Raw genomic sequence first — 23,809 nt, 5'->3', positions numbered from 1 at the left:
GAATGCCGCGCATGAAAATCTATCGCACATTCCTCACCCCCCAGCCGGAAGAAATCATTGCGGCGTGCGCTGCCGGCCATAGCGTCTGCGTGCCCCCCAACATGTTGGATTTTGCCACAGGTGACGTTGCCAGCTTCGCTGGCTACCCCACAGGTAACCACCATCAACTTGTCAAAGCCAGCGAAGCCCGGCTAGCGGCACAACAAGGCGCACGACTCATTATCGCCGTCCCCAGCATCATATCCGGCGCCATGCTTGGAACAACCAGTACGGGTATTCATGAACCGCTCATGGCTGAAATTGTGTTACTGCGAGAAGCTGTACCACATCCAACCACCTTAGCCATCATGATAGATACCCAAAAATTTGATGATGCCCAAGCCCTTGCCTTAGCCACCGTTGCTAAAACCAGTGGTGCCGATGCCATCTGCACGGGCGTGACTGAATCCCGACCCCACTCCCACCCAGTTTTAGCATCAGTGCTTCCTGTCATTGCCATTGGGCGAAGCTCCGCATGTGCCCAGGATGCCGCCATATGGCTCAACACAGACATTAATTCAGCGGAATAAAACTGGATAACCATCATGTACTGCACAGCTCTGCACCATGATGCCTCAAGCAACACCGAACACGTTAAGCAGCAAATGGTGAGGTAGCGAATCAACCTGGGTTCGGCTAAGAACTTAGGGCGGCGGTTCTCAAGCTCTCTAAGCCTATTGAGAGCCCCCACCAACTCCGTGCTCACTCACCCTTACAGATAGACCCCAATCCAAACCAATTCCTTGTGGCGTCCGGTGCGCAGGGAACCCACAAAGAATGATTTTATTGTGGTTGGTTTATTGTGTCTGCATTGATTGGGAAGCCGCCGACAATTTCACGTTTTGGCCACTCATCTTAATCCGCAGCCCACCATCAATAACTGTCACCTCATCGGTGGCCATGCCATTAGTATTCACCTTGGAAATGTTCTCGTTCAGGCCCTTTGACACGGTTTCCGTCACCTCAGACGGCAATGCAAAACCAAATAATGCTGTGTTCACCGCGTCAAAACCCAAATTGCCATCCTGTACCTTAGGCTTCAGCGTTAACGTGGCCGCCCCATTAGTAAACTCCACATCAATCGTGGAATTTTGCGGATTACTTGTCACCTTGGTAACCTTCACCACCTGCTGCAAAATCCCCTGCAGATTCGCCTTCAAATCAGACGCATCCGTTTGACCTGCCCCATCCTGCTCCGCCACGGCTGATTGCACCATCGCCAGCAAGAAAGCATCGTCCGGCTCTACCTCCAGTGTCATGGTGCGAGCGGTGGGATTCTCTGCATCTAATAGCGATAACCCATCAGCAACCATGCGAGTCTTGGGTACCCCGGTGATTTCGCTAATGGTGGAATCAGCATTCTTTTTGATATTTATCGTTGATGGCGTATCCAGTTCAACATGAGGAATTTCCCCCTTGACCAGGCCCAACAATAGAGGTGATGTGCCAAATGAGATTTTAGGCTTCTCTTTTTGCTCCGATGAAGTTTGGGTATCTTGCGTTGTCAGGGCCTGCACCACCTGATTACCAATAAACCAGCGCAGCCCAAACTCGGCGAGCAGCAGTAGAACCGCTATCACGATGATTATTGTTAGGAGGATTTTCCCAGCAGATGAACGTTGTTTCATAACCATCTAGTGTGGCTGATAAACCTCGATTGTGCCACAATCAGCACCACAAGATCACAAAAATACGGTTGTTTCCGGTTCAACCACCGACCATGGGACCGTCAAAATGTTGTCCCGAAGCAACCGTGGTCGTGGGATCGGCAAGTGTTCACGCAATAACTTTTGGGTTTCCCGCCACCGGATTCGCGGCCCAAATGCGGCCAAACCATTGGTTTTATCCCAACAGTCGTCGCAAAGCTGCAATAATGAGTGAATTTTCTGCCCCGGTACATTCCGGTGGATCAGTATTTTAGGTAACCGTTCTGCCACATCTGAGGGTTTCGCCACATCCCACGGTTGCCACGCCAATGTCAGCGACACCGGTCCCCGTCGATCAAGCAACACCCAACTAGCCCGTCTACCCAGCTCATCGCATGTTCCCTCAATGAAAACCCCACCTGGGGCCAGCCGGCCGCACACCATACTCCACGCATCCGGCACCTGCGTCACATCATATTGCCGCAACACATTAAAAGCCCGCACTAAATGGGGTCGGTAACCCGCCAACTCAAACCCACCCCGCTCAAACCGTACCCCATCCCGCGGCGGCAATACCCGGCTAGGATCAATCTCCAACCCAACCACTGATATGTGCGGGTTTATGCGACGTAACCACCACGCCCATTCACACGTCGTCGTGTAACTATCCCCATAGCCCACATCAATGGCTAACGGTGCCGCAACCGCATGCGGACGCAGTTTCTGGTGCAGCTCAGGATGATAAAAAACCCACCGGTCTACCTTCCGCAGCCGGTTAAAACCAGTCGTGCCGCGGGTAATGGTCCCAATGGGCTGTTGTGAATGACGGCGAAACTGTGCGCGCTGATTATGCCCATGATTCGCCATAAAATCTGCAAAAAATTAGTGTGAAGCCACCCAGTCGGAAGTGATAGCACCCTCGTTACCAAACAACTCTCCTAGCGCCTCAGCCACCTTCGGCTCGATGGCCGGCCCCATGAAAGGAATATTGACCGTGACCTCATTCGCATATTCGAGAGTCGTTTCGTCACCACTGCCAGATAGGTTGATGGTGCCTTTGAAATCCACCGGTGTCCCCTTGACGTCAGCAGTGTACGACAACGCAGCGGTTTCCCCCGTCAACGGCCCCACCGTCACTACCCGCTTGACTTTGAGTGCCTGACTGATCATCGAACGCACAGCCTCCGGCAAAATTTCCAGCGGCAACACCTCGTACAGGGTGATTTCCGCGCCACCATCTGTAGGTACAAATTCATGCACCTCGCCAGGCTCGGGGGACAGAGTAGCAGCCACATGAGCCCAATATTCTTCGGTGGTCAAAGCAGCATGCACCGATTGAGCTGGATGTTTAATGGTTACAATATTCGAACTACGCGTAGTCATGCATACAGATTACCCTTAATATGGTGACTATGCTCATGGAACCCTTATTACAGCTTTTCGACGCCCATGTTCGCGGCGTCGTTGAGAAGCGCGATGATGTACAACTCGTCGATACCACTTTCGCCCAACTCACCACCCTCCACCTTGGGGGACGACCCGCCCACACACTACGCTGCACCACCCGTGATGCGGTTGTTGATATTGTGCAACTCCTCGACAAGCACAACATTCCACTTCTCGTCGTTGGCGGTGGCTCCAACCTTGTCATTGCCGACGGCGATATTCCCCTCATCGCGGTCATTGTTGCCTGTGACGAGATCTACTTGGACAAAGAAACTGGTGAACTTGAGGCCGACGCCGGTGCCGTGTGGGACACGGTTGTTTCCCTCTCTGTCGATCAGGGTATGGGCGGCATCGAATGTCTCTCCGGCATACCCGGCAGCGCTGGCGCTACTCCCGTGCAGAATGTTGGGGCATACGGTGTAGAAATCGCCGATGTCCTCACCGAAGTGGAGCTTTACCGCCGTGACACCGGTGTCCGGGAGTGGGTGCGCTCCGCCGACCTGGAACTTTCTTACCGCTACTCCAACCTGAAATTTACCAACAAAGCCGTCGTGCTCGGAATTCGACTGCGACTCCGCAATGATGGTCTATCAGCACCACTACGGTTTGGGGAACTCGCCCGGGTCCTTAACGTATCCGTGAACGAAATCGAAGCACGCAGGCTCGCCACCACCGTGCGTGCTGAGGTTCTACGGCTACGGAAAAAGAAAGGCATGGTGTATAACCCCGACGATCACGATACGTGGTCCGCAGGCTCATTCTTCACCAACCCCATCGTTTCCCCAGAAGTTGTCCAACACGTTCGTACCGTCGTCGAAAAGCTCCACGGCGCAGACGATGCTGCCGCCATGCCATGTTTCGACGCTAGCGGTGGGCGGAAAAAACTCTCCGCCGCCTGGCTTATCGAGCGCGCCGGTTACCCCAAAGGCTATCCCGAAGATGGCCCCGCACGGCTTTCCACGAAACACACTCTTGCGCTCACGAATCGCGGCAGTGCCACCACCGAAGATCTGGTAGAGCTCGCCCGTACTGTGCGCAATGGGGTAGAAAAAACCTTCGGTGTGAGCCTTGCCCCCGAACCTGTGTGGGTGGGTGTTAGTTTATAAACTTGCGGATAAGTTCAGCCTGGACTTCGCGCCGCCGAATTTTGCCCATTTGATCTCGTGGCATGTCTTCAAAGTGGTAGAACGTGCGTGGCACCTTGTAGCGGGTCAACCGGCCGCGGCAGAACTCCTTCAATCCCTCTGGATCCAATGCCGCGCCGGGGCCGAGTGTGATGGCGGCAACCACGGATTCTGACCCGTCTTTGCGTGGCATGCCTACCACGGCGCAGTCGGTAATATCCGGGTGTGACAGCAGTGCTTCTTCCACTTCTAGTGGGTGAACATTGAAGCCACCGGTGATGATGACTTCTTTAATACGCGCTACTAGGCGGATAAATCCGTCTTCTTCCATGATGCCCACATCACCGGTGCGGTACCAGCCGTGGTGGAATGCTTTTTCGGTGGCCTCTGGGTTGTTTAAATACCCGGCGAATACTTGTGGTCCCCGTACCAGCACTTCGCCTTCTTGCCCGTCGGGCATGGTCTCATCCAAATTTTTGGGGTTGCCGATTCGTATTTCTGTGTCTGGGAATGGGATGCCCACATAGCCAGGTCGCCGATTGGAATTCATGGGGTTACCCACAATGATGGGGGAGGTTTCGGTGAGGCCATAGCCTTCTACCAGTAGTCCGCCAGTGAGTTTTTCCCATTGCTCCACCGTGTCTACCGGCAGTGTGGATGCACCCGAGAAAGAATTTCGCACCCCGTTAATGGAAATGCCATCGGTTTTCGCCGCGTCCACAATTTTCTGGTACAGCGTCGGCACTCCCGGGACCCATGTGGGGGTGCGTTTTTTCATGATCTGCATGATGAGGGGGATTTGTGGTGCTGGCAGGAGCATGATTTCGCCACCAATATAGACAGCCAGGTTCAGCACAATAGTGAGCCCATAGGCGTGGAAGAACGGTAATGCCCCCAGTAGCCGTTCTTCGCTGCCGAGATCTTTCACCCAGGCTTTGCCCTGTAATAAGTTAGCGAAGAGTCCACCGTGGGTGAGTTGGGCCCCTTTGGGATCTCCGGTTGTTCCCGAAGTGTATAGGATCACCGCGACGGATTTCGTGGTGACGTCAATGTTTGACACCACATCGTCGCCGTTGCCGCCTAGGGCTGAGCTGATGAGCAGATCCCACGGGATGGAGTTTGGTGCGGGTGCGGTGAGTGCCTCTCGACGTTTGGTAATCATTGGTAGCGGTAGCCCGAGAATGAACTGTTTTGCCTTGGGCATCGCATCAATCATGTTCACCGACACAATGGTTTCCAGCGGGGTGGTTCGGCGTAGCTTTTCCAAGGTGGAAGCGGCTTTATCCCAAACAATGGCTACTCGGGCTGCATGGTCGTTGAAGGGGGATTCGAGTTCGTGGGCGGTGTATAGCGGGTTATGCTCTACCACGATTGCCCCGAGTTTTAGGACCGCGAAATATGCGGCAACATGTTGTGGGCAATTGGGAAGGACGATGGCGACGCGATCTCCTGCCCGTACCCCTAGAGCGCGGAGACCTGCGGCGGCAGACCGTACTTGTTTGTCTAGTTCACTGTAGGTTTGCGTGCGGCCGAAGAAATAGGTTGCGGGTTTGTCGGCGTTGAGGGAAAGGTTATTGTCGTAAATATCCAGCAGCGTGGTGTCACCATAATCCAGTGAGTGCGGAGTCCATGGGCCATAAAGATCAAGCCAGGCTTTTGTTTCATAGGCCTGTGGTTTCTTCTGCCCAGTGGTTTCCTCGGATGCTGCTGATGCCTCAGATATAGCTGGTGTTTCCTGCGTATCTTGATTCAACGTTTCTGGTTGTGCAGCCTCATGACTCGGTGAATTTTGGGATGAGGGTTCCTGTTTTGGCATTTGTGTCATCCTTACGCTACATGGATTATGGGTGATAGTTATGAATAGCGTAGTGTGTCTCAACGCAGAGTGGAGCATAACTACCACATGAAAATATGTAGTTAGAAGCATACCCCACAACGTGAGCATTTCCTTACGAAGGATTCTGGAGCGTAGCGCAGTTACTGCGCAATGATGATAGTTACATTCGTGCCAGTAACCATAACAACCAATAATTTAAACACCCAATGTAAAAGCCGGGATTAGGAAGAACTACACTGAAAATATGCGCGTTGCAATGATATCTATGCACACTTCCCCGCTCCAACAGCCAGGCATTGGTGATGCCGGCGGCATGAACGTTTACATTCTTAATGTAGCGATACACTTGGCAAAGCTGGGCGTTACGGTGGACATTTATACTCGGGCTACCCGCCCCAGTCAGGGGACAGTGGTGCAGCTACAACCCAATTTGCGGGTTATTAATGTGGTTGCTGGGCCATATGAGGGGCTGAGCAAGGAAGAGCTGTGCACGCAATTGACGGCGTTTGCCCGAGGGGTATTGGAATTTGTGCGGGAAAACCATATTGATTACGACTTGGTCCATAGCCATTATTGGTTATCAGGCCAGGTGGGGTGGTTGATTCGGGATGTGTGGCAGGTGCCACTGGTGCATACTGCCCATACTTTGGCGGCTGTGAAAAATCACCACCGGTCATTAACGGATACCCCGGAGTCGGAGGCGCGGCGCATCTGCGAGCAACAATTAGTTGATAATGCAAACCTGTTAGTGGTGAATACGTCGGAGGAGTCTAATGATTTGGTGCATCATTATGATGCGCAACCCGCCAAAATACGGATGATGACTCCAGGCACAGACACAGAATTATTCACCCCAGGCACAGAGCGAAATACGGAGCGGGCCCGGCGCGAATTAGGAATCCCATTATGCGCGAAAGTGGTGGCGTTTGTGGGTCGGCTGCAAGAATTTAAAGGCCCGCAGGTGTTGATTCGGGCGACGGAACGGTTAGTAGCGCGGGATCCGAATCGAAACCTGAAGGTATTGATTTGTGGTGGGGCATCGGGTGCTGGTGCCGCGTTGGAAAACTACATTGGGTTGGTGCATGAATTAGGGCTAGAGCATCGAGTTCGGTTTTTAGATCCCCGGCCGCCGGAGGAACTGGTGGAAATTTATCGGGCAGCCGATATCGTTGCTGCGCCCAGCTATAATGAATCGTTCGGGCTGGTGGTGATCGAAGCGCAGGCGTCCGGTACTCCGGTTATTGCGGCCCGGGTGGGTGGGTTACCGATTGTGGTGGCGGATGGGGAAACCGGCATTCTTGTTGATGGTCATGACCCAGACGATTGGGCTGATGCTATTGCTCGCATGCTTGACGACGACGCCATGCGGCTTGCAATGGCCGAGCAAGCGGTAACCCACGCTGCTCAGTTTTCTTGGCAGTCATCGGCAGCAGCACTGGTGGAAATTTATCGGGAGGCATTAGCCGACGTGTCTACCCCTAGTGGGCCACGAGTTGGGTGATACGGCGGGCTACCCGGGTGGGGGCTAGGCGGCGGGCGTAATAGAGTACGGTGTCTGCCACGGAAACCCCATAATGGAGTTTTCCCGCCTGCCATCGGTTGTGGGGGTGGATTGCCTCCCACACACGATGTGCGACCTGGTTAGGGGTGATGTGGACGCCAAGACGTTTGATGGAACCTGCGTTAGCATGAGAGGACAGGTCGGTTTTAGCCCAGAGCGGCCACAGGTCAATGACTCGAATATGGTGTTTTGCCCACTCCAAACTGAGGGCTTCGGTAAGCCCAGCCACGAAAAATTTAGTGGCTGAGTAAACGGCGATGGTGGGCTGGCCGAAAATTGCCGAGGCAGAACCCATATTGACAAGGGTGCTGCCAGTCCTGAGGTGTGGGAATGCAGCATGTGCGCCGAGCGCTATTCCAGTGCAGTTCACGGAAATTTGGTGTTCGATAGCTGCAGGCGAAATATCAGCGATGTTACCAGAGGTGAGAACCCCCGCATTATTCACCACAACGGTGATAGTGCTGGTGGGGGAGTGGGCGGCGAACTCCGCCAGGGTGGTTTGCCACGACTGGGCGTCGGTGACATCGAGAACACCAGTAATAAGATTTGGATGGGTGTAATCGACGGTATCAATGTCATAGGCGCCGACGATCCAACCCCGGTCGAGGAATAATTCGGCGATCGCCCGCCCGATTCCACGGGCCGCGCCGGAGATGAAAATGGTGGACATGATCCCCAGCGTAGGCTGAGGATATGAGCGATACCACCATGATGCAGGTTATAAACCCCCGTACCGGGAGTGTGTGTGCCACAGTACCGGCATGTTCCGCGGCAAAAACCTTGGCAGCGATCCAGGATGCTCGTGCAGCCCAGGCTGCGTGGGCGGCCCGGCCGGTGGTGGAGCGGGCAAAAATCCTCATGCGGATTCACGATGCTGTGTTGCAACACCGCGATGAACTGTTAGACATCATCCAATTGGAGACTGGGAAGAATCGGGCAAGTGCGTTAGATGAAGTGATGGATGTTGCTATCAACGCCCGATACTATGCTCGGCATGCGGCACGGTTGTTGCGGCCGCGGCGGGTACGGGGCGCATTACCGGTGATGACCCGCACAACTGTGGTTCGGGAACCACGAGGAGTTGTGGGCATTATTGCCCCATGGAATTATCCGTTGACCCTCACACTATCTGATGCTCTGCCGGCGCTGGTGGCTGGTAATACAGTGGTAGTAAAACCGGATGCGCAAACCCCGCTATCGGCTCTCTTGGGGGAGCAAATCCTCCGGGAGTCAGGCGTACCATCAAACGTGTTTCAGGTGTTGCCGGGCACAGGTGCGGTGGTGGGGACCGCGATAGCTGAAAATGCGGATTACGTCATGTTTACTGGATCCACTGTCACGGGGCAACAATTGGCGGAACGTACTGGGCGGCGACTCGTCGGATTTTCCGGGGAACTCGGCGGTAAAAACCCGATGATTGTGACCCAGGACGCTAATATTCGCAGCGCAGTGACCGGGGCAATCACTGGGTGTTTTAGTAATTCGGGACAACTATGCGTTTCTATCGAACGGATTTTAGTGGATAAAGCCATAGCCACCCAGTTTACGAATCGCCTGGTAAACCGCATCGAAAAGCTCAATATTGGTACCGGCGGGTGGGCGGAAGACATGGGGTCATTAATTTCACCGGCCCACGTTACGCATGTGTGTCAACTCGTTGACGATGCAGTAAACCGTGGTGCAACCTTACTCACTGGCGGGCCGCGGCCAGATCTGGGGCCAAGCTTCCTGGCGCCTATCCTGTTGAACGATGTGCCGCCAGAAGCCGCACTATACCGGGAAGAAGTGTTCGGCCCAGTCGTATACATAGAAACCGTCAATAATGAAACCGAGGCTATTGCCAAGGCCAATGACTCCAACTATGGCCTAGCCGCCAGTATCTTTGCCAAGCCTGTGACAGCGCGACGTATTGCCCGCCAATTGCATGCAGGCAGCGTGAATATCAACGAAGGTTTTGCTGCCGCATTCGGATCAGTTGCTGCACCCATGGGCGGGATGAAACACAGCGGCATGGGGCGCCGACATGGTGTGACCGGATTATTGAAATACACGGAACCAAAAACTATTGCTGAACAACGTATCATGCCCATCGCTGGGCCATGCCTGCTACCACGCCGACTGTATGCCGCCACTATGACCAAAATGCTACGGCTAGGCAAATATTTTCTGTAGCCAATACGATCCCATTCGTTGATAGTAGAACACCTATTCCGTTAACGGGGGTACCCATTTTATCACGAATACCACCATGTACTATCAGGTATTTATTAGCTTTATGTAGGGTATAGGTGTACCCTGACGAAATCACACAGAAAATACACAAAGTGAGGTAAACACCATGGCGCAGCAACGCTCGGAGGTGGTTGTACTCATTGGTACTGGATCCATCGGCCAAGCCATTGCCCGCAGAATAAGCGCCGGTAAAATACTCATCCTCGCCGACAGCAACCTTGACAACGCCGAACTATCTGCACGCAGCCTCCTCCAAACCGGCTTCACCGCTGTTCCCACCACCGTCGACGTCACCTCCCGCGAATCCGTTCAAACCCTTTGCGATTTCGCCATCAGCCAAGGACACCTCACCCACCTCATTCACACCGCCAGTGCCGCACCCACCCACACCACTGCTACCGACATCCTTACCGTAGAACTCTATGGAACCGCCCTCATCCTCGAAAAATTCGGCGATGTTATCACGGCAGGAGGGGCCGGCATCATCGTTTCTTCCCACGCCGGACACCGTCTTCCCGCACTTTACGCCGCCGAAGACCGACAACTCGCCATCACCCCCACCGAAAAACTCCTCAACCTCCCCATGCTGCGCTACATCACCGATCCCGTACACGCCATGCAAATCGCCAAACGCGGAAACACCCTCCGTGTCCAAGCCGCAGCAATGACCTGGGGAGCCCGTGGTGCCCGCATCAACGTCATTTCACCCGGCATCATCATGACCCCCATGGCCCGCGAAGAATTCTCTGGGCCGGCCGGCGGCAACTATCGAGAAATGATCGAAAAAAGCCCCGCAGGGCGCGCCGGAACCCCCGAAGAAATTGGCCAACTCGGCGCTTACCTATTGAGCCAAGACGCCAACTTCATCACCGGAGCCGATTTCCTCATCGACGGCGGCGTCACCTCCGCCTGGTTCTATGGTGGTCTCCAGCGAAAACACACGTAAAAACCAATAAAGTGTAAGAAAGTCCACAATAAGTTTAATGTTCGGACGTGAAAATTGTGGCACACTTGGGTTATGGCTAACGGAAAACTAGTGCTGCTCCGGCACGGTCAAAGCGAGTGGAACGCCTCCAACCAATTCACCGGATGGGTTGACGTCGACCTAACCCCTCAAGGCGAGGCAGAAGCAAAACGTGGCGGAGAACTCCTCAAAGAAAAGGGTATCGTCCCTACCGTCGTTTACACCTCATTGCTCCGTCGGGCTATCCGCACCGCAAACATCGCCCTGGATGAAGCAGACCTACTCTGGATCCCCGTCGTCCGTAATTGGCGTCTCAACGAACGCCACTACGGTGCACTGCAAGGGCTCAACAAAGCAGAAACCAAGGAAAAATACGGCGATGACCAATTCATGGCATGGCGTCGCTCCTACGACACTCCGCCGCCAGCCATCGAAGAAGACAGCACCTACTCCCAGGCACACGACCCCCGCTACGCTGACCTCAGCGAAGTGCCAGCAACCGAATGCCTGAAAGATGTAGTTATCCGCTTCGTCCCTTACTTCGAAAAAGAAATCCTCCCCCGAGTCCTCGCCGGCGAAACCGTCCTCGTGGCAGCGCACGGTAACTCCCTCCGTGCCCTCGTGAAGCACCTGGACAACATCTCCGATGCCGATATTGCCGGACTCAACATCCCCACCGGCATCCCCCTGGTCTACGAACTCGACTCCGAGGGCAAAGTCCTCAACCCTGGTGGCACCTACCTCGACCCCGAAGCCGCAGCCGCCGGTGCAGCCGCAGTTGCAGCTCAAGGTGCTAAAAAATAACGCCTAAAAACTATCCGCCAACAATAAAATAGGACTTAAGGCGGGAGGCAGCCAAACAATGCAGCCTCCCGCCTTAAGTATCCCGAAAAGCCATCACTGTTGCCGGATGCGGATTCAGCGCCGCCGGCGGCAACCCTTGGGCGTCGAAAAGCGTTGCACGCTCTCGCAAATGCCCAGCTAAAACCTCAAAACACTCATCACCCATGAGTGTCCGTAACTCTGCCTCACATGACTGCCATAACGGTTGCGCATTCTTATGACAAGCAGGAGCCGTCGTGCAATACCAGTCAAAATCCTCCCCACCATTACCCCAACCCCGCCGCTCATACTCGGTAATGGTCGTACGCAAAATCTCCTCACCATCCGCACGCTCTTCCCATACCTCCAACCGGCGCAACGGCAACTGCCAACACACCTCCGGCTTCACCACCGTCAAATCCTCCCCGGCAGCCACCGCCCACTGATGCAAAGCACAACCCACCCCAGTTGGCCAGCCCGGGCGATTCGCAAAAATACATGCCCCATCCACCAATGCGGTTTTCAACGCAGGCTCAGGATTGCCATCCTCATCATCCAACTCATCCCACACCAACCACGGCTCCACATCCGAAGCGTTAACGATTGTCGGGTCCGCAAGAAACGCCGCAATCTCATCGGAATAAAACTGCCAAAACCGTCGAGGCATCCGCGACACAGCATCAAATAACTGATCCCGATCTGTCTCATCACATAAAAATGCACCGTGGTGACAGCAGCCCACACTTGGCAAATCAGCTAAAATACCCCGACATGCGGGGGTACCAAACCCGCAGGAATAATGTGATTCTAACCACGTTAAATCAATAGAAAACACATGTTTTTCATCACTAGGATGAACAAACTCTAACCATTGCCGGGGAAAATCCGGTGCAAGCTCCTGACCAGCAAGAATAGAATGGGCGGCCGGGGAAGATTTCGGAAAACCAAGATATACAGTCTCTATGTCGGGGTGGTTCACAATTTAATACCGTAGACCGTCTAACCTTATTCTTGTGAGATTAGGTGTATTAGACGTGGGCAGCAACACGGTTCACCTCGTCGCCGTAGATGCGCGCCGGGGTGGGCCGCCGACACCCATGAGTGACTGGAAAACTAACCTCAAGCTGGTTGAGTATCTTGACGAGGATGGTGCCATAACGGATAAGGGTATAAAAAAGCTCACCGATAATGTGGCAGAAGCTGCCGCCTTGGCCGATCAGCTTGGCTGCGATGAACTCACACCGTTCGCAACATCTGCTGTGCGTTCCGCAACCAACGCGGAGCAAATATTAGAACATGTTCACGAAAAAACCGGGGTACGACTGACGATTTTATCCGGTGAGGATGAGGCGCGGATCACCTTTCTTGCGGCACGTCGTTGGTACGGTTGGTCCGCTGGACGTATCATTAATCTTGATATTGGCGGCGGTTCCTTGGAAATGTCTACTGGAGTAAATGAAGAACCCGATTGTGCGTTTTCGTTGAACCTCGGTGCCGGGCGACTGACACATAACTGGTTCCATACTGACCCACCTGAGCGTAAAAAAATAAATCTGCTCAGGGACTATATTGATGCAGAGTTGGTTGAACCCACTCGAACAATGCGTAACTATGGTTCCGCTAGGCTGGCGGTGGGAACTAGTAAAACTTTCAGGACGTTAGCACGATTAACCGGTGCAGCACCCTCATCGGCGGGCCTCCATATCACCCGTGAGCTCACGGCACCAGGTTTGCGGCAGCTTATTGCGTTTATATCCCGCATGACAGCGGTTGACCGTGCTGAACTAGAAGGAGTTTCTCCCAGTCGTTCGCAGCAAATTGTGGCGGGTGCACTGGTTGCAGAAGCAGCAATGCGCGCATTAAATATAAACAAGCTGGAGATTTGTCCCTGGGCGCTACGCGAAGGAATTATTCTCCGGCGAATTGAACAGGGCGATGGTCCTGTCCGAAAAGTGGGAAGGCATAAAGACAATGAGTGAGAAACAACTTACTGTCGCCGAACTGCTGGCGAAAGCTGGCCGAGAAGGCGAAGGAGGAGGCGAGGAAACGCCTCGGCGTCGGCGGCGCCGAAGCGTTGACTCTGGCGGGGTTTCGGTTGCTGAGCTGACTGGTCGCATTCCAAAAGTCGAGGCAAAACCCACCGAATCCCGGCATTCCAGCAGTCCGCTTGACGCGGAAGAAACCACCTATACTGGCCCATTCAGTGCGGTTGCATCTAACTCGCTATTTGGCGATTCGCCGACAGAAGCTGGGCACGTCACATCGCTTTTCGACGACCATGGTGATATCGGCCAGGATGGTCGGGGGCAGGCAGAACACTCTGACCCATCAGAACCGCCAGCGACCTTGTCTTTCTTCAGTAAAACCGACAATCCTGGTGGGGCCATAGGAGATGGTCATGGTGGCTCGGGTGGCTCGGGTGTTTCAGGTGGACCCATTTCCGGTGGAGCCGGGAATACCGGTGGGATAGGCGGAATGGAGGGGTCTTCGTACACTTCTTCGAATTCGCGTGATGCGGTTCCGGTCGCAGCCGCCCATCAACCTCCGGCAGCCACTGCCCCCAGCCCGGCTGCTGCGGCCAGCTCCACTATTACAGGTTCTGCACCGGCAGAGTCTGCTGTTGTTGGTTCCGTCGCTGGTTCTTCGGCAACAGCTAAGACCGCTCCATCGGCATCTCTGCCAACTATGCCGAAACCCATGATTCGGCCGGCCATGAAGCCAGTCATGAAGCCGGTGATGAAGCAATCATTGACGCAGGATCCTGTAACTCCCCTGACCCCTGAAGGGGAATCGGAACGGCCTTTTGCGGATCTTACCCCTGGTGACGATTCCACCATTGTGTTGTCCGTGGTTGATGAAGGTGGTCCGGTGCGGCTTACGACTGGCACATTCCCCCGGCTGAAGGATCACCATTTTACTAAGGCATCCGTGGAGGATCTAGCGCAGCCACCGGAGCTGCCTATGCAAAAAAAGATCGCCCAACCAACTCGGGCGGAAAAAGCGCTCACGGAATCCTTCCAAAAAGTGTCAGACGAGTCGGAAACCGCAGCACGTTTAGGCTATCGTACCGCCGGCCACGATATGCGTCGGGGCTCATCGGGCGAGTCAGTGGCTGATTCGATGACATCCATGAATGACACAGCTGATGCCTCGGTAAACACGTTCACAGATGATTCAGAAGCCGATGCGTTAGACCACACCATGGTAGTTGGATTCCCGGCAATCGCAGAGTCCGAAGATGCAGCAACCAGCGAATTCGACGATTCCGAGAACATGGGTGAAACTAGCATCGACGAATCGGACATGGAAGAGGTCGAAGATGACTACGACTACGAAGATTCCTACGATTATGATGACGTTGACGATGATGCGTATCCCGATGAAGCCTATGCCGGTGGCATGTTCACCAACGATGACTTTACTGAGGGCGAAGACGTTGACGATGATGCGGATGTGACGGATGATTCCGATACGGAAGCTGATATGGATATGAATGCTCCGGACGCCACAGGTGTGATGGAATTTGAAGAATCCCGGTTCGATATGGGGCGCTTTGAAGAATCGCACGACACGCATGATGATGAGCATGGGCGTTTCCCATATCGTCATTCACGGCTATCCCAGCCGCTTCAGATGCAACAAGACGATGATGTGCAGGAGGCTCTACAAACTGACCTGCAAGATGATAACGACACTGATGATCGTGATGACATGGATCTGGGCCGTCCGGGGCGGGGGCGGTTATCGAGTGCTCGTAACGACATTGATGATCCCGCGGACGACCCCTTCATTGATAACTTCGATGAATTCGAAGAAGAATTTGAAGATGATTTTGATGAAGAATCGTCCAATGAGAAAATGTCCGTCCTAGCCATCCTGGGCATGGCGGCTGTGGGTGTTCTAGTAGGCGTGGGCGTGTTTGCCGGGTTCCAAGTTCTGTGGGATAGCATCAGCAATAAATTCATCGTTGCTGGGCTTGCCTGTGTGGCCATCACCATAATTGTTGGTGCCGTGCACATGCTGCGTACCTCGTGGGATGGGTTTTCCATGACACTTGCAGGTTTGGTTGGTGTCACCATGACATTCGGTCCGCTGGCTATTGTGAACATGTCGGCATAAAAGTCCCCGGCGAAGCTATCTTGCGCTATCTTCCTGCCGATTCAGGCAGGACGGCGGGATACCCATACGGGGCGCGGCGTGGCAGTTAGATATAACAAAGATTATTCATGCAGAAGATGCAGAAAGGGATGCTATAGAACACTAGAAAATAACCACCGTAACCACTTCGCTGGCCTTCCCACACTATGAAAAGCGATGGTTACGGTGGTTTTTATGATCTCAGTGCTTGTTTTAGGGTGGGGATGTGCGGAAATCATATTTCAATTATCAGTATTTTGCGCTTGTCGACGCTGCCCGGTGACAAACTGTCATTCCATAAATTTTGAGGTGTACAAGAAATATGAGTGATTTTTCCGGTGATCATCATGTAATGCTGCGTGCCCGGTGAATTTTTGGCATGGTGGAATTTATGAGTTCCATAGCAGTAATCGGTGGCGGAAAAATTGGTGAAGCGCTCATCGTTGGCTTGATTAATGGGGGCATCAACCCCAAAAACATTCATGTGACCAACCGTGAACCTGAACGTAACCAGTACCTCAGGGATAAGTACGCGGTATTGACGTTTGACGATAACATCCTCGCAGTTGACGGTGCTGATGTGGTTTTTCTTTGTGTGAAACCTAAAGTAGTGGCATCCGTGGTCGAAGAAATAAGCGACAGAATAGACAATAATGAGGCCACGACAGTGGTCTCCATGGCAGCAGGAATTAGCATTGCCGTGGTGGAGGAGGGCCTGGCTGCTGGTGCCCCAGTGATTCGGGTGATGCCCAATACCCCAATGCTAGTTGGTGCCGGTATGTGCGCAATGGCGGTGGGAAGGTTCGTGGAAGCAGAACAACTAGCCCGGGTCAAAGATCTGCTCAGTATGGTTGGTGCGGTGCGAGTAGTCGATGAACATGATATGGATGCGGTGACTGCAATGTCAGGTTCTGCACCTGCTTACCTATTTCTATTAGTTGAGGCAATGATTGATGCAGGTGTGAATTTAGGTTTAACTCGGGATGCAGCTCGGGAATTGAGCACCATGACCTTCTACGGTGCGGCAAAAATGCTATTGGATACGAGTGCGGAGCCTGCGGAATTGCGGGCCAATGTTTCATCTCCTGGTGGTTCCACCATTGCTGCTATCCGAGAATTTGAGGAAGCAGGTTTGCGGGCAGCAGTATATCGTGCCACTGAGGCATGCGCCCGTCGTTCGAAAGAACTTGGTGCTTCCTAATGGATTTGACCTAATAACAAAGCCTATTGTGGGGGTTTGAACGAACCCCCACATAGATATTTTTGGTGACCGTTATAAATCCACGATACATCTAAAAATAATAATATGAGACATATGTCACTCATTTTTGTATGTTTGCGGAAACCCCAGCGACTGGCGTTTTCCCATAGAACTATAGGGCAGGATTTCTATCTCTTTGGCATATTTTCGACACAATAGGTCGCACCAGTCACATGTTTCACGCTAAGCTTCTATTAGCACGTGCGTGTTTATTCTGCGGGAGGGGAAGCCTGCAGCGCGCCACTTGCTGAAGGGTAAGATAATTATGGCTAGAGAAGATAATGGAACCTTCTTGACAGTCGCCGAAGTCGCGGACATTATGCGCGTTTCTAAGATGACTGTATATAGGTTAGTTCACTCAGGTGAACTACCTGCGGTCCGTGTAGGACGGAGTTTCCGTGTTCACGAGACGGCAGTAAACAAGTATCTTGATGCCTCATATTATGAGGTAGGATAAATGATGTTTGGGTAGTGCCTGATCGAGCTCAAAGCGGCGTTTCGTGACTTGTTTCCCATTATAAGCAATGGGTAGCGGGTGGGAACGTCGCTTTGGTTTTTGTTGGAAGCCTGCTAGATCGGTAAGATAAGGCCATTCGTGTCAGCACCACGCCTACATACGGCATTGTTTGTTGTTCACTATTGAAACAACAACGACTTCGCGGGTGAAAGTGCACTTCGGCTGTGATTTAGCGTTTTGGTCCGTGCGGGCGGCTGACAAGAAAGTACGTACATCTAGAAAGTAAAGCGAGGGAAACCGTTATGGGGTCTGTGATTAAAAAGCGTCGTAAGCGCATGTCCAAGAAGAAGCACCGCAAGTTGCTACGTCGCACCCGGGTCCAGCGTCGTAAGCTCGGCAAATAATCTCCTTACCGCCCTTGATTGGGGCGGTTTTGGTTATTTTCGGGATGGTTCAAGGTGATTATTGCGGCAGTATACCTCGGTGAAAACGGCGCTTCAATGCCTGCCAACTAAATATCGCGGTTACCAATGCGGGGATGCCGAATGTTCGTATTGCCTTCCGAAGACTGCGGAAATCCTCAATTTGCCAACCACGATGTTCTGCCTCTTTACGGAGTCTACGGTCTGGATTAATGGCAACTGCGTTTCCGGTCATGGATAGCATGGGTACATCATTGATGGAATCTGAATAGGCGGTGCACCGACTCAAATCGAGTCGTTCTAGGGCGGCTAGAGCGGCGACGGCGTGACGTTTACCTGGACCATGGAGGATATCTCCCACAAGTCGACCAGTAAATACTCCATCTTTGACTTCCGCTACTGTTCCGAGGGCGCCGGTGAACCCTAATCGCTTTGCTAAAATCTGCGCGAGTTGAACTGGGGTGGCAGACACTAGCCATACTTGGTGGCCGTTAGCTATATGGGTGTCAGCCAATTGTTTGGTCCCCGGCCATAACTTCTCGCTCATGTTTTTATCAACGATTTCTTCACATAATGCCACCAATTCGGCTTCGCTGCGTCCCTTAATAAACGCTAGCGCCTGTTGGCGTCCTTCGGTAACATCGTCGGCGTTTTCAGCACCCGTGATACGAAATTTTATTTGTTTCCATACCACCGGGAGTATCTCTGATAATTTGAGGTATCGTTTTTTGGCTAGGCCTATAGCAAAAACGATTAATGATGATCCTTGGATGAGCGTGTTATCCACATCAAAGAATGCCGCAGCTCCAGCATCCTGCGGTATAGCCGGGTCTGGGGGAGTGAGCCGTGACATTCCTGCGGCAGTAAATGACCCTGATACTGAATCAAGTCCGGAAGTAAATTCACTGAGATCTAAATCAAAGAGTTCCGCCACAGCTTTTGCGGCGGCAGCTTCACCGGCCTGTTGTTGGGTGTGGTTATCAATGGGGGGAAGGGCAATGTCTTCAAAAAACCGCCGCAAATTGCCACGAGAACTAGACCAAGCGGCAAGAAAATCTTCAGGTCGTTGGTGCCAATGTGGATCAAGTGGGGACATGGCGCGCACTTAACCTTTCCAAGGTCACTATCAAATCCTATCTAATGGTAGTCTTCTACTGCGTCGTAACTGTGTATTAGCAGCGCAGGGCAGGGAATATCCACTGTAATCTATATGTTGGGCAGTGCGATAGGTGAGTGAATGAGCAGGGAAGAAAGGAAACGCTGTGGTGCATGTGGTTGAGTTGATGGTGCGAGAATCATGTGGTTCTTGTAGTCGCGTATCAAAGCAAATCGCCCCCATTGTGGCTGCGGTGGGGGCAGATTTGGTGCACCGTGATGTCGATTCCGATTTAGAATTATTTGCAGAGTATGGTGATCGGGTACCAGTTGTAGTGGTTGATGGTGAGGAATTCGCATGTTGGGAAGTGGATAATGCTGAGTTAGCCAAGGCTTTGTTGTGAACTTATCGACCCCCTACTACGGTGATATGGATCAGAGTAGCGTCAAATAGTCAACCTAAAGTTTGAATTGGACTGTTACAGTCATAGCAGGAAGGTAACAACCTGACATGAATGCCGAGCCTAATCGGTGAGAGGAACACGGTGATGCAAGCGTGAGTGTGCTGGTAGTGGGGATGTCCCACCGCTCCGCGCCAGTGGCGTTGCTGGAAAAATTAAGCATGGATGAGTCCGTGCGACACCAAACCGCCTTAGCTTTGATTCGGCAGCCAGCATTGACTGAATCAATGATTGTGTCCACCTGCAACCGACTTGAGGTTTATTCAACAACAACTAATTTTCACCAGGGTGTTTCTGATGTGGTCGATGTGCTTCACGACATGAGTGGTGTTCCCATCGACGTTTTGCGTGATTATTTGTATGTTCGATATGCAGATGCTGCTGCTGAGCATTTAATGTTGGTGGCGGCAGGTCTGGACTCCATGGTGACGGGGGAGCAGCAGATCATCGGTCAGGTACGTACTGCCTACCAATACGCGGCCAATTCGGGTACGGTGGGGCCGCAACTGCATGGATTGGTACAAGCAGCTCTTCGTACCGGCAAGCGAGTTCATACAGAGACTGACATTGATAATGCTGGCGTGTCCATGGTGTCGTTTGCTTTCGATGAGGCTGTCTCCCAGCTGGGGGTGAAAGATGAATCACAACCATTCGCTGGCCACAGAGCCCTGGTCATTGGTGCCGGCGCGATGGCATCACTTGCTGCCACACATTTAGGCAAGCAAGGCATTGATGAACTGATCATGACGAATCGCACTCGGGAACGTGCGGAACGGTTGGCGCAGCATGCACGGGAAGCTGGTGTGGAGGCTACCGTTGTAGATTTTGACGAGCGTACCGTGGTACTTTCTCACGTTGATATTGTGGTGTCGGCTACGGGTTCTCAAAATTTCACTATTTCGCGGGACGATATTCCCACCGACCACCCATTAATGCTGGTGGATCTGTCATTGCCGCGAGACATTGATGATAATGTGATTCGAGGCACCCAGGCGCGGCTGGTGAATATCGAAAAGCTCCGATTGTTGCACCAAGATGAGACTGAAAGTGATGGCGCGGCATTACGAATTATCGCTGAGGAGCTGCAAGCATACAGTTCCCAGCAGCGAATTAAAGATATTGCTCCCGCAGTTACTGCTTTACGACGCCATGCCGCTGACCTTATTCAAACTGAATTGATAAGGCTCCAATCGCGCACTCCTGACATGGATGACCACGAATTTGAAGAAGTCAGCCGCACCGTGCGTCGAGTCGTCGATAAGCTTTTACACCAACCTACGGTTCGAGTAAAAGAACTCGCAGCTAACTCCGGGGTAGTGAGTTATGAAACCGCACTGCAGGAACTCTTTGGGCTTGATAATGACTCTCAACCTGTCAAAGTTGATCTTGACATGCTTCCCGATGCTGCGAAGCTGGCAACCATCACTAAGGCAGAAACATTGCAAAAGCAACATAAACAGTTGCGTCAAACTCAAGGAGTGTAAATGCCCATCATCGGCACACGTGGTAGTTTACTGGCGACCACTCAGGCTGGACATGTTCGTGATGCCCTTACCTCACATGGGTATCCCAGTGAGCTCCGTATCGTGACAACCACTGGTGATGTCAACCTAGCTCCGGTGGAACGAATTGGTGTGGGAGTTTTTACCCAGGCGCTTCGTGACTCATTATTAGCAGGTGAATGTGATATAGCGGTGCACTCTTTCAAAGATCTTCCCACAGCTGTTGATGAGCGTTTTCACTTGGTCGTTCCCCACAGGGAAAATGCCCGAGACTGCCTTATCGCCCGGAATAACCTCACCCTTGCTGAGCTTCCCACTGGTGCTGTGGTTGGTACCGGCGCTCCTCGGCGAATTGCGCAGCTTAAGGCGCTTCGCCCTGATATTCATACAGTTCCATTACGCGGCAATATTGATACTCGCATGGCGAAGGTTCATGATGGTGAATTAGATGCTGTAGTACTGGCTTACGCTGGGTTGTCGCGTGTTCATCGTGCTGATGAAGCCACTGAAGTTTTCGACCCATTGGAATTCCTTCCTGCTCCAGCCCAGGGGGCCCTGGCTGTTGAATGCCGTGCGGATGATGCAGACACGATAGCCGCAATAACCACTATCGCTGACCCCAAAGCTTATGCCTGCGCACACACTGAGCGGGTAGTGTTGGCGCGGTTGGAAGCCGGTTGCACTGCCCCCGTGGCCGCATATGCCACGGTTGCGGCCGACAACATTATGACGCTTCATGCCGCAGTGATTGCCGTGGACGGTAGCGCTACACTTCGGGCCACTGCTGCTGGGCCAATAGATACTGCCGAAAACCTCGGGATGACCGTCGCACGCGCGCTCCTAGATGATGGCGCTTCCTCATTGCTTGCTGCATCATGACCCTACCGTTACATGGTTGGAAAGTGGCGGTATTGCGCAGCCCAGAGCAATCACACTCATTAATAACCCGCCTGGAAACTTATGGCGCTGAGGTTATTAGCATTCCTACTATTCGCATTGTGCCTCCCGTTGACCTCACACAACTACACCATGCGGCACGTCAGCTACGCGCAGGCACCTACGAATGGGTGGTATTCACTAGCGCAAATGCGGTCCGCTGCATAGCAGAGCGCATGACCGGTCCCTTAAACTCACAGACTCGGGTAGCCACAGTTGGTCGTGCTACGGCCCGCGTAGCTCGTCATTACCACCTTGATCCGGTTTTACAACCACCAATAACTAGGCAAAATGCCTTGGGCCTAGTTGAGGCATTTGAACCGGCAAATTCTCGGTCGGAAGAACGTCGTAAAATTTTAGTTCCCCATGCCAATATTGCCCCATCAACGCTGGTAGATGGGCTCAAATCACAAGGGTGGATTGTGGATGATATCATTGGCTACCGCACTATTCTCGCGGATCCACCCCCACCAAATATTCACGATCTATTAGTAACTGGACAAATCACCGCAATCTGTATCACTTCGGGTTCCACGATTCGCAATCTCATCACCATCGCGGGACGTCCACACCCTCAAACATTGCTAGCATGTATCGGGCCATCTGCTGAAGCAGCTACGAAAAAACTAGGATTGAATGTAGCAGTGGTGCCTGAGGTTTCGGAAGCAGAGGCCCTAGCTGATGCGTTAGCTACCTATGCGCGGCAGAAACTTCAACCATAACTACAGACACCACCCTATCAGGCAGTACTTTTACGGGAGGTAACCATGACTGATAACCATGAGCCGACTAATGGCGGTTTTCCGCTGCGCCGGCCACGTCGACTTCGCACCACCCCCATAATGCGAGATATGGTAGCTGAGACTCATGTTGCCCCAGCAGACCTTATTTATCCGCTCTTTATTGCTGACGGTATCACTGCTTGTCGAGAAATCTCATCAATGCCAGGTCAGTATCAGCATACGATACACACCCTGAAAAATATTGTGGAACAGTCGATTGATGCTGGTATTCGGTGTATAGATTTGTTCGGTGTACCCCTTGACTCCGATAAAGATGCTTATGGCTCCCAAGCATGGAGTGAAACTGGAGTCTTGAATGCAGCAATTGCAGAGCTCAGGCAAGAATTCGGCAACGATATTCTTATCATGGCGGATACCTGCCTGGATGAGTTCACTGACCATGGTCACTGTGGAGTGCTTGCCGAAGACCGGTGGGGAAATACCTATGTCGACAACGATAAAACGCTTGCGCTTTACCAAAAGATGGCAGTTTCCCAGGCTGCTGCGGGGGCGCATATAGTGAGCCCATCAGGGATGATGGATGGGCAGATTGCGTATATTCGTCAAGCACTTGACCAGGCTGGTTACCAAGATGTGGCTATCATGGCGTATTCCGCTAAATACGCTTCAGCGTTTTACGGACCGTTCCGGGAAGCAGTCGGGTCCTCTCTTGACGGTGATCGTCGAGCATACCAACAAGACCCAGCGAATTTGAAAGAATCGCTCTTAGAAGCAAGCCTTGACATTGCTGAAGGGGCAGATTTTGTTATGGTTAAACCAGCAATGCCTTACCTTGACGTGATCGCAGCGGTGGCACAGCGATCATTAGTGCCAGTGGCTGCATATCAAGTCTCTGGTGAGTATGCCATGTTGCATGCTGCTGCTCGCAATGGGTGGTTAAATCTTGATACTGTCATAATGGAATCATTAACCTCAATTAAACGAGCGGGGGCAAATCAAATACTCACCTATTTTGCGCTGGATGCGGCGAGGATGCTTCGCTATTAATAAACTAATAATAAGCTTGTTAGTTTATTGCTAATATCCTAGATAAGTCATGATGGAATTGCTCGTATAAATAAAGT

Annotated in this window: 22 protein-coding genes and 1 pseudogene; 16 read left to right on the top strand and 7 right to left on the bottom strand. The window is 52.6% G+C overall.

The features are described 5' to 3' along the window. Positions 1-11: 11 nt before the first annotated feature. Complete coding sequence (locus HBA49_RS10815) at positions 12-569, top strand: beta/alpha barrel domain-containing protein (protein ID WP_005524304.1); 558 nt, start codon at positions 12-14, stop codon at positions 567-569. A 267-nt stretch (positions 570-836) separates the two neighbouring features. Here the strand turns inward: HBA49_RS10815 and HBA49_RS10810 are convergent, their stop codons facing one another. Genes HBA49_RS10810 through HBA49_RS10800 form a run of 3 tightly spaced genes read right to left on the bottom strand, consistent with a single transcriptional unit; the run spans position 837 to position 3,068 of the window. Further along, a complete protein-coding gene (locus tag HBA49_RS10810) occupies positions 837-1,667 on the bottom strand; it encodes an LmeA family phospholipid-binding protein (protein ID WP_225866064.1) in 831 nt (276 codons plus the stop codon). Positions 1,668-1,721: 54 nt separating this feature from the next. Next, positions 1,722-2,552: a class I SAM-dependent methyltransferase gene (locus HBA49_RS10805; protein ID WP_005524512.1), complete on the bottom strand. Its 831-nt coding sequence runs from the start codon at positions 2,550-2,552 to the stop codon at positions 1,722-1,724. Positions 2,553-2,567: 15 nt separating this feature from the next. Next, a complete protein-coding gene (locus HBA49_RS10800) occupies positions 2,568-3,068 on the bottom strand; it encodes a DUF2505 domain-containing protein (RefSeq protein WP_005524585.1) in 501 nt (166 codons plus the stop codon). Positions 3,069-3,097: 29 nt separating this feature from the next. Here HBA49_RS10800 and HBA49_RS10795 point away from each other — a divergent pair, with 29 nt between their 5' ends. Continuing rightward, positions 3,098-4,237 carry a UDP-N-acetylmuramate dehydrogenase gene (locus HBA49_RS10795; RefSeq protein ID WP_040431284.1) on the top strand — a complete coding sequence of 380 codons (1,140 nt, stop codon included), beginning with the start codon at positions 3,098-3,100 and terminating at the stop codon, positions 4,235-4,237. Here HBA49_RS10795 and HBA49_RS10790 read toward each other — a convergent pair. Next, on the bottom strand, positions 4,227-6,071 hold the full coding sequence (locus HBA49_RS10790; RefSeq protein ID WP_005524693.1) for a long-chain-fatty-acid--CoA ligase: 1,845 nt from the start codon (positions 6,069-6,071) through the stop codon (positions 4,227-4,229). The two genes, HBA49_RS10795 and HBA49_RS10790, sit on opposite strands and share 11 nt — an antisense overlap. Positions 6,072-6,336: 265 nt before the next feature. Between HBA49_RS10790 and mshA the strand changes: the two genes are divergently transcribed. Further along, positions 6,337-7,593: a D-inositol-3-phosphate glycosyltransferase gene (gene mshA / locus HBA49_RS10785; RefSeq protein WP_005524476.1), complete on the top strand. Its 1,257-nt coding sequence runs from the start codon at positions 6,337-6,339 to the stop codon at positions 7,591-7,593. On the opposite strand, the gene HBA49_RS10780 is transcribed toward mshA, so the two are convergent. After that, the gene (locus tag HBA49_RS10780) at positions 7,571-8,323 is read right to left on the bottom strand and encodes an SDR family oxidoreductase (RefSeq protein WP_005524648.1); all 753 of its coding nucleotides are present in this window, start codon (positions 8,321-8,323) and stop codon (positions 7,571-7,573) included. The genes mshA and HBA49_RS10780 overlap by 23 nt on opposite strands. Before the next feature lie 23 nt (positions 8,324-8,346). Between HBA49_RS10780 and HBA49_RS10775 the strand changes: the two genes are divergently transcribed. The 3 genes from HBA49_RS10775 (at position 8,347) to HBA49_RS10765 (ending at position 11,653) form a co-directional block, all read left to right on the top strand. Next, positions 8,347-9,825 (top strand): succinic semialdehyde dehydrogenase, encoded by a 1,479-nt coding sequence (locus tag HBA49_RS10775; protein WP_005524249.1) that lies wholly within the window; start codon positions 8,347-8,349, stop codon positions 9,823-9,825. Positions 9,826-9,991: 166 nt separating this feature from the next. Further along, on the top strand, positions 9,992-10,831 hold the full coding sequence (locus HBA49_RS10770) for an SDR family oxidoreductase (protein WP_005523973.1): 840 nt from the start codon (positions 9,992-9,994) through the stop codon (positions 10,829-10,831). A 72-nt stretch (positions 10,832-10,903) separates the two neighbouring features. After that, positions 10,904-11,653 carry a phosphoglyceromutase gene (locus HBA49_RS10765; protein WP_005519450.1) on the top strand — a complete coding sequence of 250 codons (750 nt, stop codon included), beginning with the start codon at positions 10,904-10,906 and terminating at the stop codon, positions 11,651-11,653. A gap of 73 nt (positions 11,654-11,726) precedes the next feature. On the opposite strand, the gene HBA49_RS10760 is transcribed toward HBA49_RS10765, so the two are convergent. Next, the gene (locus HBA49_RS10760; RefSeq protein ID WP_005524203.1) at positions 11,727-12,650 is read right to left on the bottom strand and encodes a DUF3109 family protein; all 924 of its coding nucleotides are present in this window, start codon (positions 12,648-12,650) and stop codon (positions 11,727-11,729) included. Between the two features lie 34 nt (positions 12,651-12,684). On the opposite strand from HBA49_RS10760, the gene HBA49_RS10755 reads away from it, so the two are divergent. The 5 genes and pseudogenes from HBA49_RS10755 (at position 12,685) to HBA49_RS10730 (ending at position 17,930) form a co-directional block, all read left to right on the top strand. Then, positions 12,685-13,650 carry a Ppx/GppA family phosphatase gene (locus HBA49_RS10755; RefSeq protein ID WP_005524400.1) on the top strand — a complete coding sequence of 322 codons (966 nt, stop codon included), beginning with the start codon at positions 12,685-12,687 and terminating at the stop codon, positions 13,648-13,650. Beyond that, positions 13,643-13,846, top strand: a pseudogene (locus HBA49_RS10750) (hypothetical protein); the annotation flags it as partial. The gene HBA49_RS10755 and the pseudogene HBA49_RS10750, both read left to right, overlap by 8 nt. Before the next feature lie 2,353 nt (positions 13,847-16,199). Next, on the top strand, positions 16,200-17,009 hold the full coding sequence (gene proC, locus HBA49_RS10740; protein WP_172458849.1) for a pyrroline-5-carboxylate reductase: 810 nt from the start codon (positions 16,200-16,202) through the stop codon (positions 17,007-17,009). Between the two features lie 325 nt (positions 17,010-17,334). Then, a complete protein-coding gene (locus tag HBA49_RS10735) occupies positions 17,335-17,526 on the top strand; it encodes a helix-turn-helix domain-containing protein (protein WP_040431459.1) in 192 nt (63 codons plus the stop codon). 302 nt (positions 17,527-17,828) lie between these two features. Next, positions 17,829-17,930: a 30S ribosomal protein bS22 gene (locus tag HBA49_RS10730; protein ID WP_003402602.1), complete on the top strand. Its 102-nt coding sequence runs from the start codon at positions 17,829-17,831 to the stop codon at positions 17,928-17,930. Between the two features lie 58 nt (positions 17,931-17,988). On the opposite strand, the gene HBA49_RS10725 is transcribed toward HBA49_RS10730, so the two are convergent. After that, the gene (locus HBA49_RS10725) at positions 17,989-19,044 is read right to left on the bottom strand and encodes an HAD-IB family hydrolase (RefSeq protein WP_005524231.1); all 1,056 of its coding nucleotides are present in this window, start codon (positions 19,042-19,044) and stop codon (positions 17,989-17,991) included. Between the two features lie 187 nt (positions 19,045-19,231). Between HBA49_RS10725 and HBA49_RS10720 the strand changes: the two genes are divergently transcribed. The 5 genes from HBA49_RS10720 to hemB all read left to right on the top strand — a co-directional run bounded on the left by HBA49_RS10720 (position 19,232) and on the right by hemB (position 23,732). After that, on the top strand, positions 19,232-19,447 hold the full coding sequence (locus HBA49_RS10720) for a glutaredoxin family protein (protein WP_172458862.1): 216 nt from the start codon (positions 19,232-19,234) through the stop codon (positions 19,445-19,447). Positions 19,448-19,599: 152 nt separating this feature from the next. Further along, entirely contained in the window at positions 19,600-20,988 is a 1,389-nt protein-coding gene (locus HBA49_RS10715; RefSeq protein WP_005523950.1) for a glutamyl-tRNA reductase, read from the top strand. Continuing rightward, complete coding sequence (hemC, locus tag HBA49_RS10710) at positions 20,989-21,885, top strand: hydroxymethylbilane synthase (RefSeq protein WP_005524448.1); 897 nt, start codon at positions 20,989-20,991, stop codon at positions 21,883-21,885. Beyond that, positions 21,882-22,664, top strand: a complete 783-nt coding sequence (locus tag HBA49_RS10705; protein ID WP_005524617.1) for a uroporphyrinogen-III synthase — start codon at positions 21,882-21,884, stop codon at positions 22,662-22,664. The genes hemC and HBA49_RS10705 overlap by 4 nt, the downstream gene beginning before the upstream one ends. Positions 22,665-22,709: 45 nt before the next feature. Next, on the top strand, positions 22,710-23,732 hold the full coding sequence (gene hemB / locus HBA49_RS10700; protein WP_005524344.1) for a porphobilinogen synthase: 1,023 nt from the start codon (positions 22,710-22,712) through the stop codon (positions 23,730-23,732). Positions 23,733-23,809 lie beyond the last annotated feature (77 nt).

It is taken from the genome of Corynebacterium matruchotii (assembly GCF_011612265.2).
Taxonomy (GTDB): Bacteria; Actinomycetota; Actinomycetes; order Mycobacteriales; family Mycobacteriaceae; genus Corynebacterium; species Corynebacterium matruchotii.
This window is presented reverse-complemented; position numbering and strand designations above follow the sequence as displayed.

Bases quoted from the DNA above. Each gene is read 5' to 3' on its own strand.
- HBA49_RS10770 (WP_005523973.1), top strand. From the start codon at position 9,992: ATGGCGCAGCAACGCTCGGAGGTGGTTGTACTCATTGGTACTGGATCC.
- HBA49_RS10735 (WP_040431459.1), top strand. From the start codon at position 17,335: ATGGCTAGAGAAGATAATGGAACCTTCTTGACAGTCGCCGAAGTCGCG.
- HBA49_RS10705 (WP_005524617.1), top strand. From the start codon at position 21,882: ATGACCCTACCGTTACATGGTTGGAAAGTGGCGGTATTGCGCAGCCCA.
- hemC (WP_005524448.1), top strand. From the start codon at position 20,989: ATGCCCATCATCGGCACACGTGGTAGTTTACTGGCGACCACTCAGGCT.
- HBA49_RS10805 (WP_005524512.1), bottom strand. From the start codon at position 2,552: ATGGCGAATCATGGGCATAATCAGCGCGCACAGTTTCGCCGTCATTCA.
- HBA49_RS10800 (WP_005524585.1), bottom strand. From the start codon at position 3,068: ATGACTACGCGTAGTTCGAATATTGTAACCATTAAACATCCAGCTCAA.
- proC (WP_172458849.1), top strand. From the start codon at position 16,200: ATGAGTTCCATAGCAGTAATCGGTGGCGGAAAAATTGGTGAAGCGCTC.
- HBA49_RS10730 (WP_003402602.1), top strand. From the start codon at position 17,829: ATGGGGTCTGTGATTAAAAAGCGTCGTAAGCGCATGTCCAAGAAGAAG.
- HBA49_RS10720 (WP_172458862.1), top strand. From the start codon at position 19,232: ATGGTGCGAGAATCATGTGGTTCTTGTAGTCGCGTATCAAAGCAAATC.
- HBA49_RS10775 (WP_005524249.1), top strand. From the start codon at position 8,347: ATGAGCGATACCACCATGATGCAGGTTATAAACCCCCGTACCGGGAGT.
- HBA49_RS10810 (WP_225866064.1), bottom strand. From the start codon at position 1,667: ATGAAACAACGTTCATCTGCTGGGAAAATCCTCCTAACAATAATCATC.
- HBA49_RS10780 (WP_005524648.1), bottom strand. From the start codon at position 8,323: ATGTCCACCATTTTCATCTCCGGCGCGGCCCGTGGAATCGGGCGGGCG.
- mshA (WP_005524476.1), top strand. From the start codon at position 6,337: ATGCGCGTTGCAATGATATCTATGCACACTTCCCCGCTCCAACAGCCA.
- HBA49_RS10790 (WP_005524693.1), bottom strand. From the start codon at position 6,071: ATGCCAAAACAGGAACCCTCATCCCAAAATTCACCGAGTCATGAGGCT.
- HBA49_RS10815 (WP_005524304.1), top strand. From the start codon at position 12: ATGAAAATCTATCGCACATTCCTCACCCCCCAGCCGGAAGAAATCATT.
- HBA49_RS10725 (WP_005524231.1), bottom strand. From the start codon at position 19,044: ATGTCCCCACTTGATCCACATTGGCACCAACGACCTGAAGATTTTCTT.
- HBA49_RS10795 (WP_040431284.1), top strand. From the start codon at position 3,098: ATGCTCATGGAACCCTTATTACAGCTTTTCGACGCCCATGTTCGCGGC.
- hemB (WP_005524344.1), top strand. From the start codon at position 22,710: ATGACTGATAACCATGAGCCGACTAATGGCGGTTTTCCGCTGCGCCGG.
- HBA49_RS10765 (WP_005519450.1), top strand. From the start codon at position 10,904: ATGGCTAACGGAAAACTAGTGCTGCTCCGGCACGGTCAAAGCGAGTGG.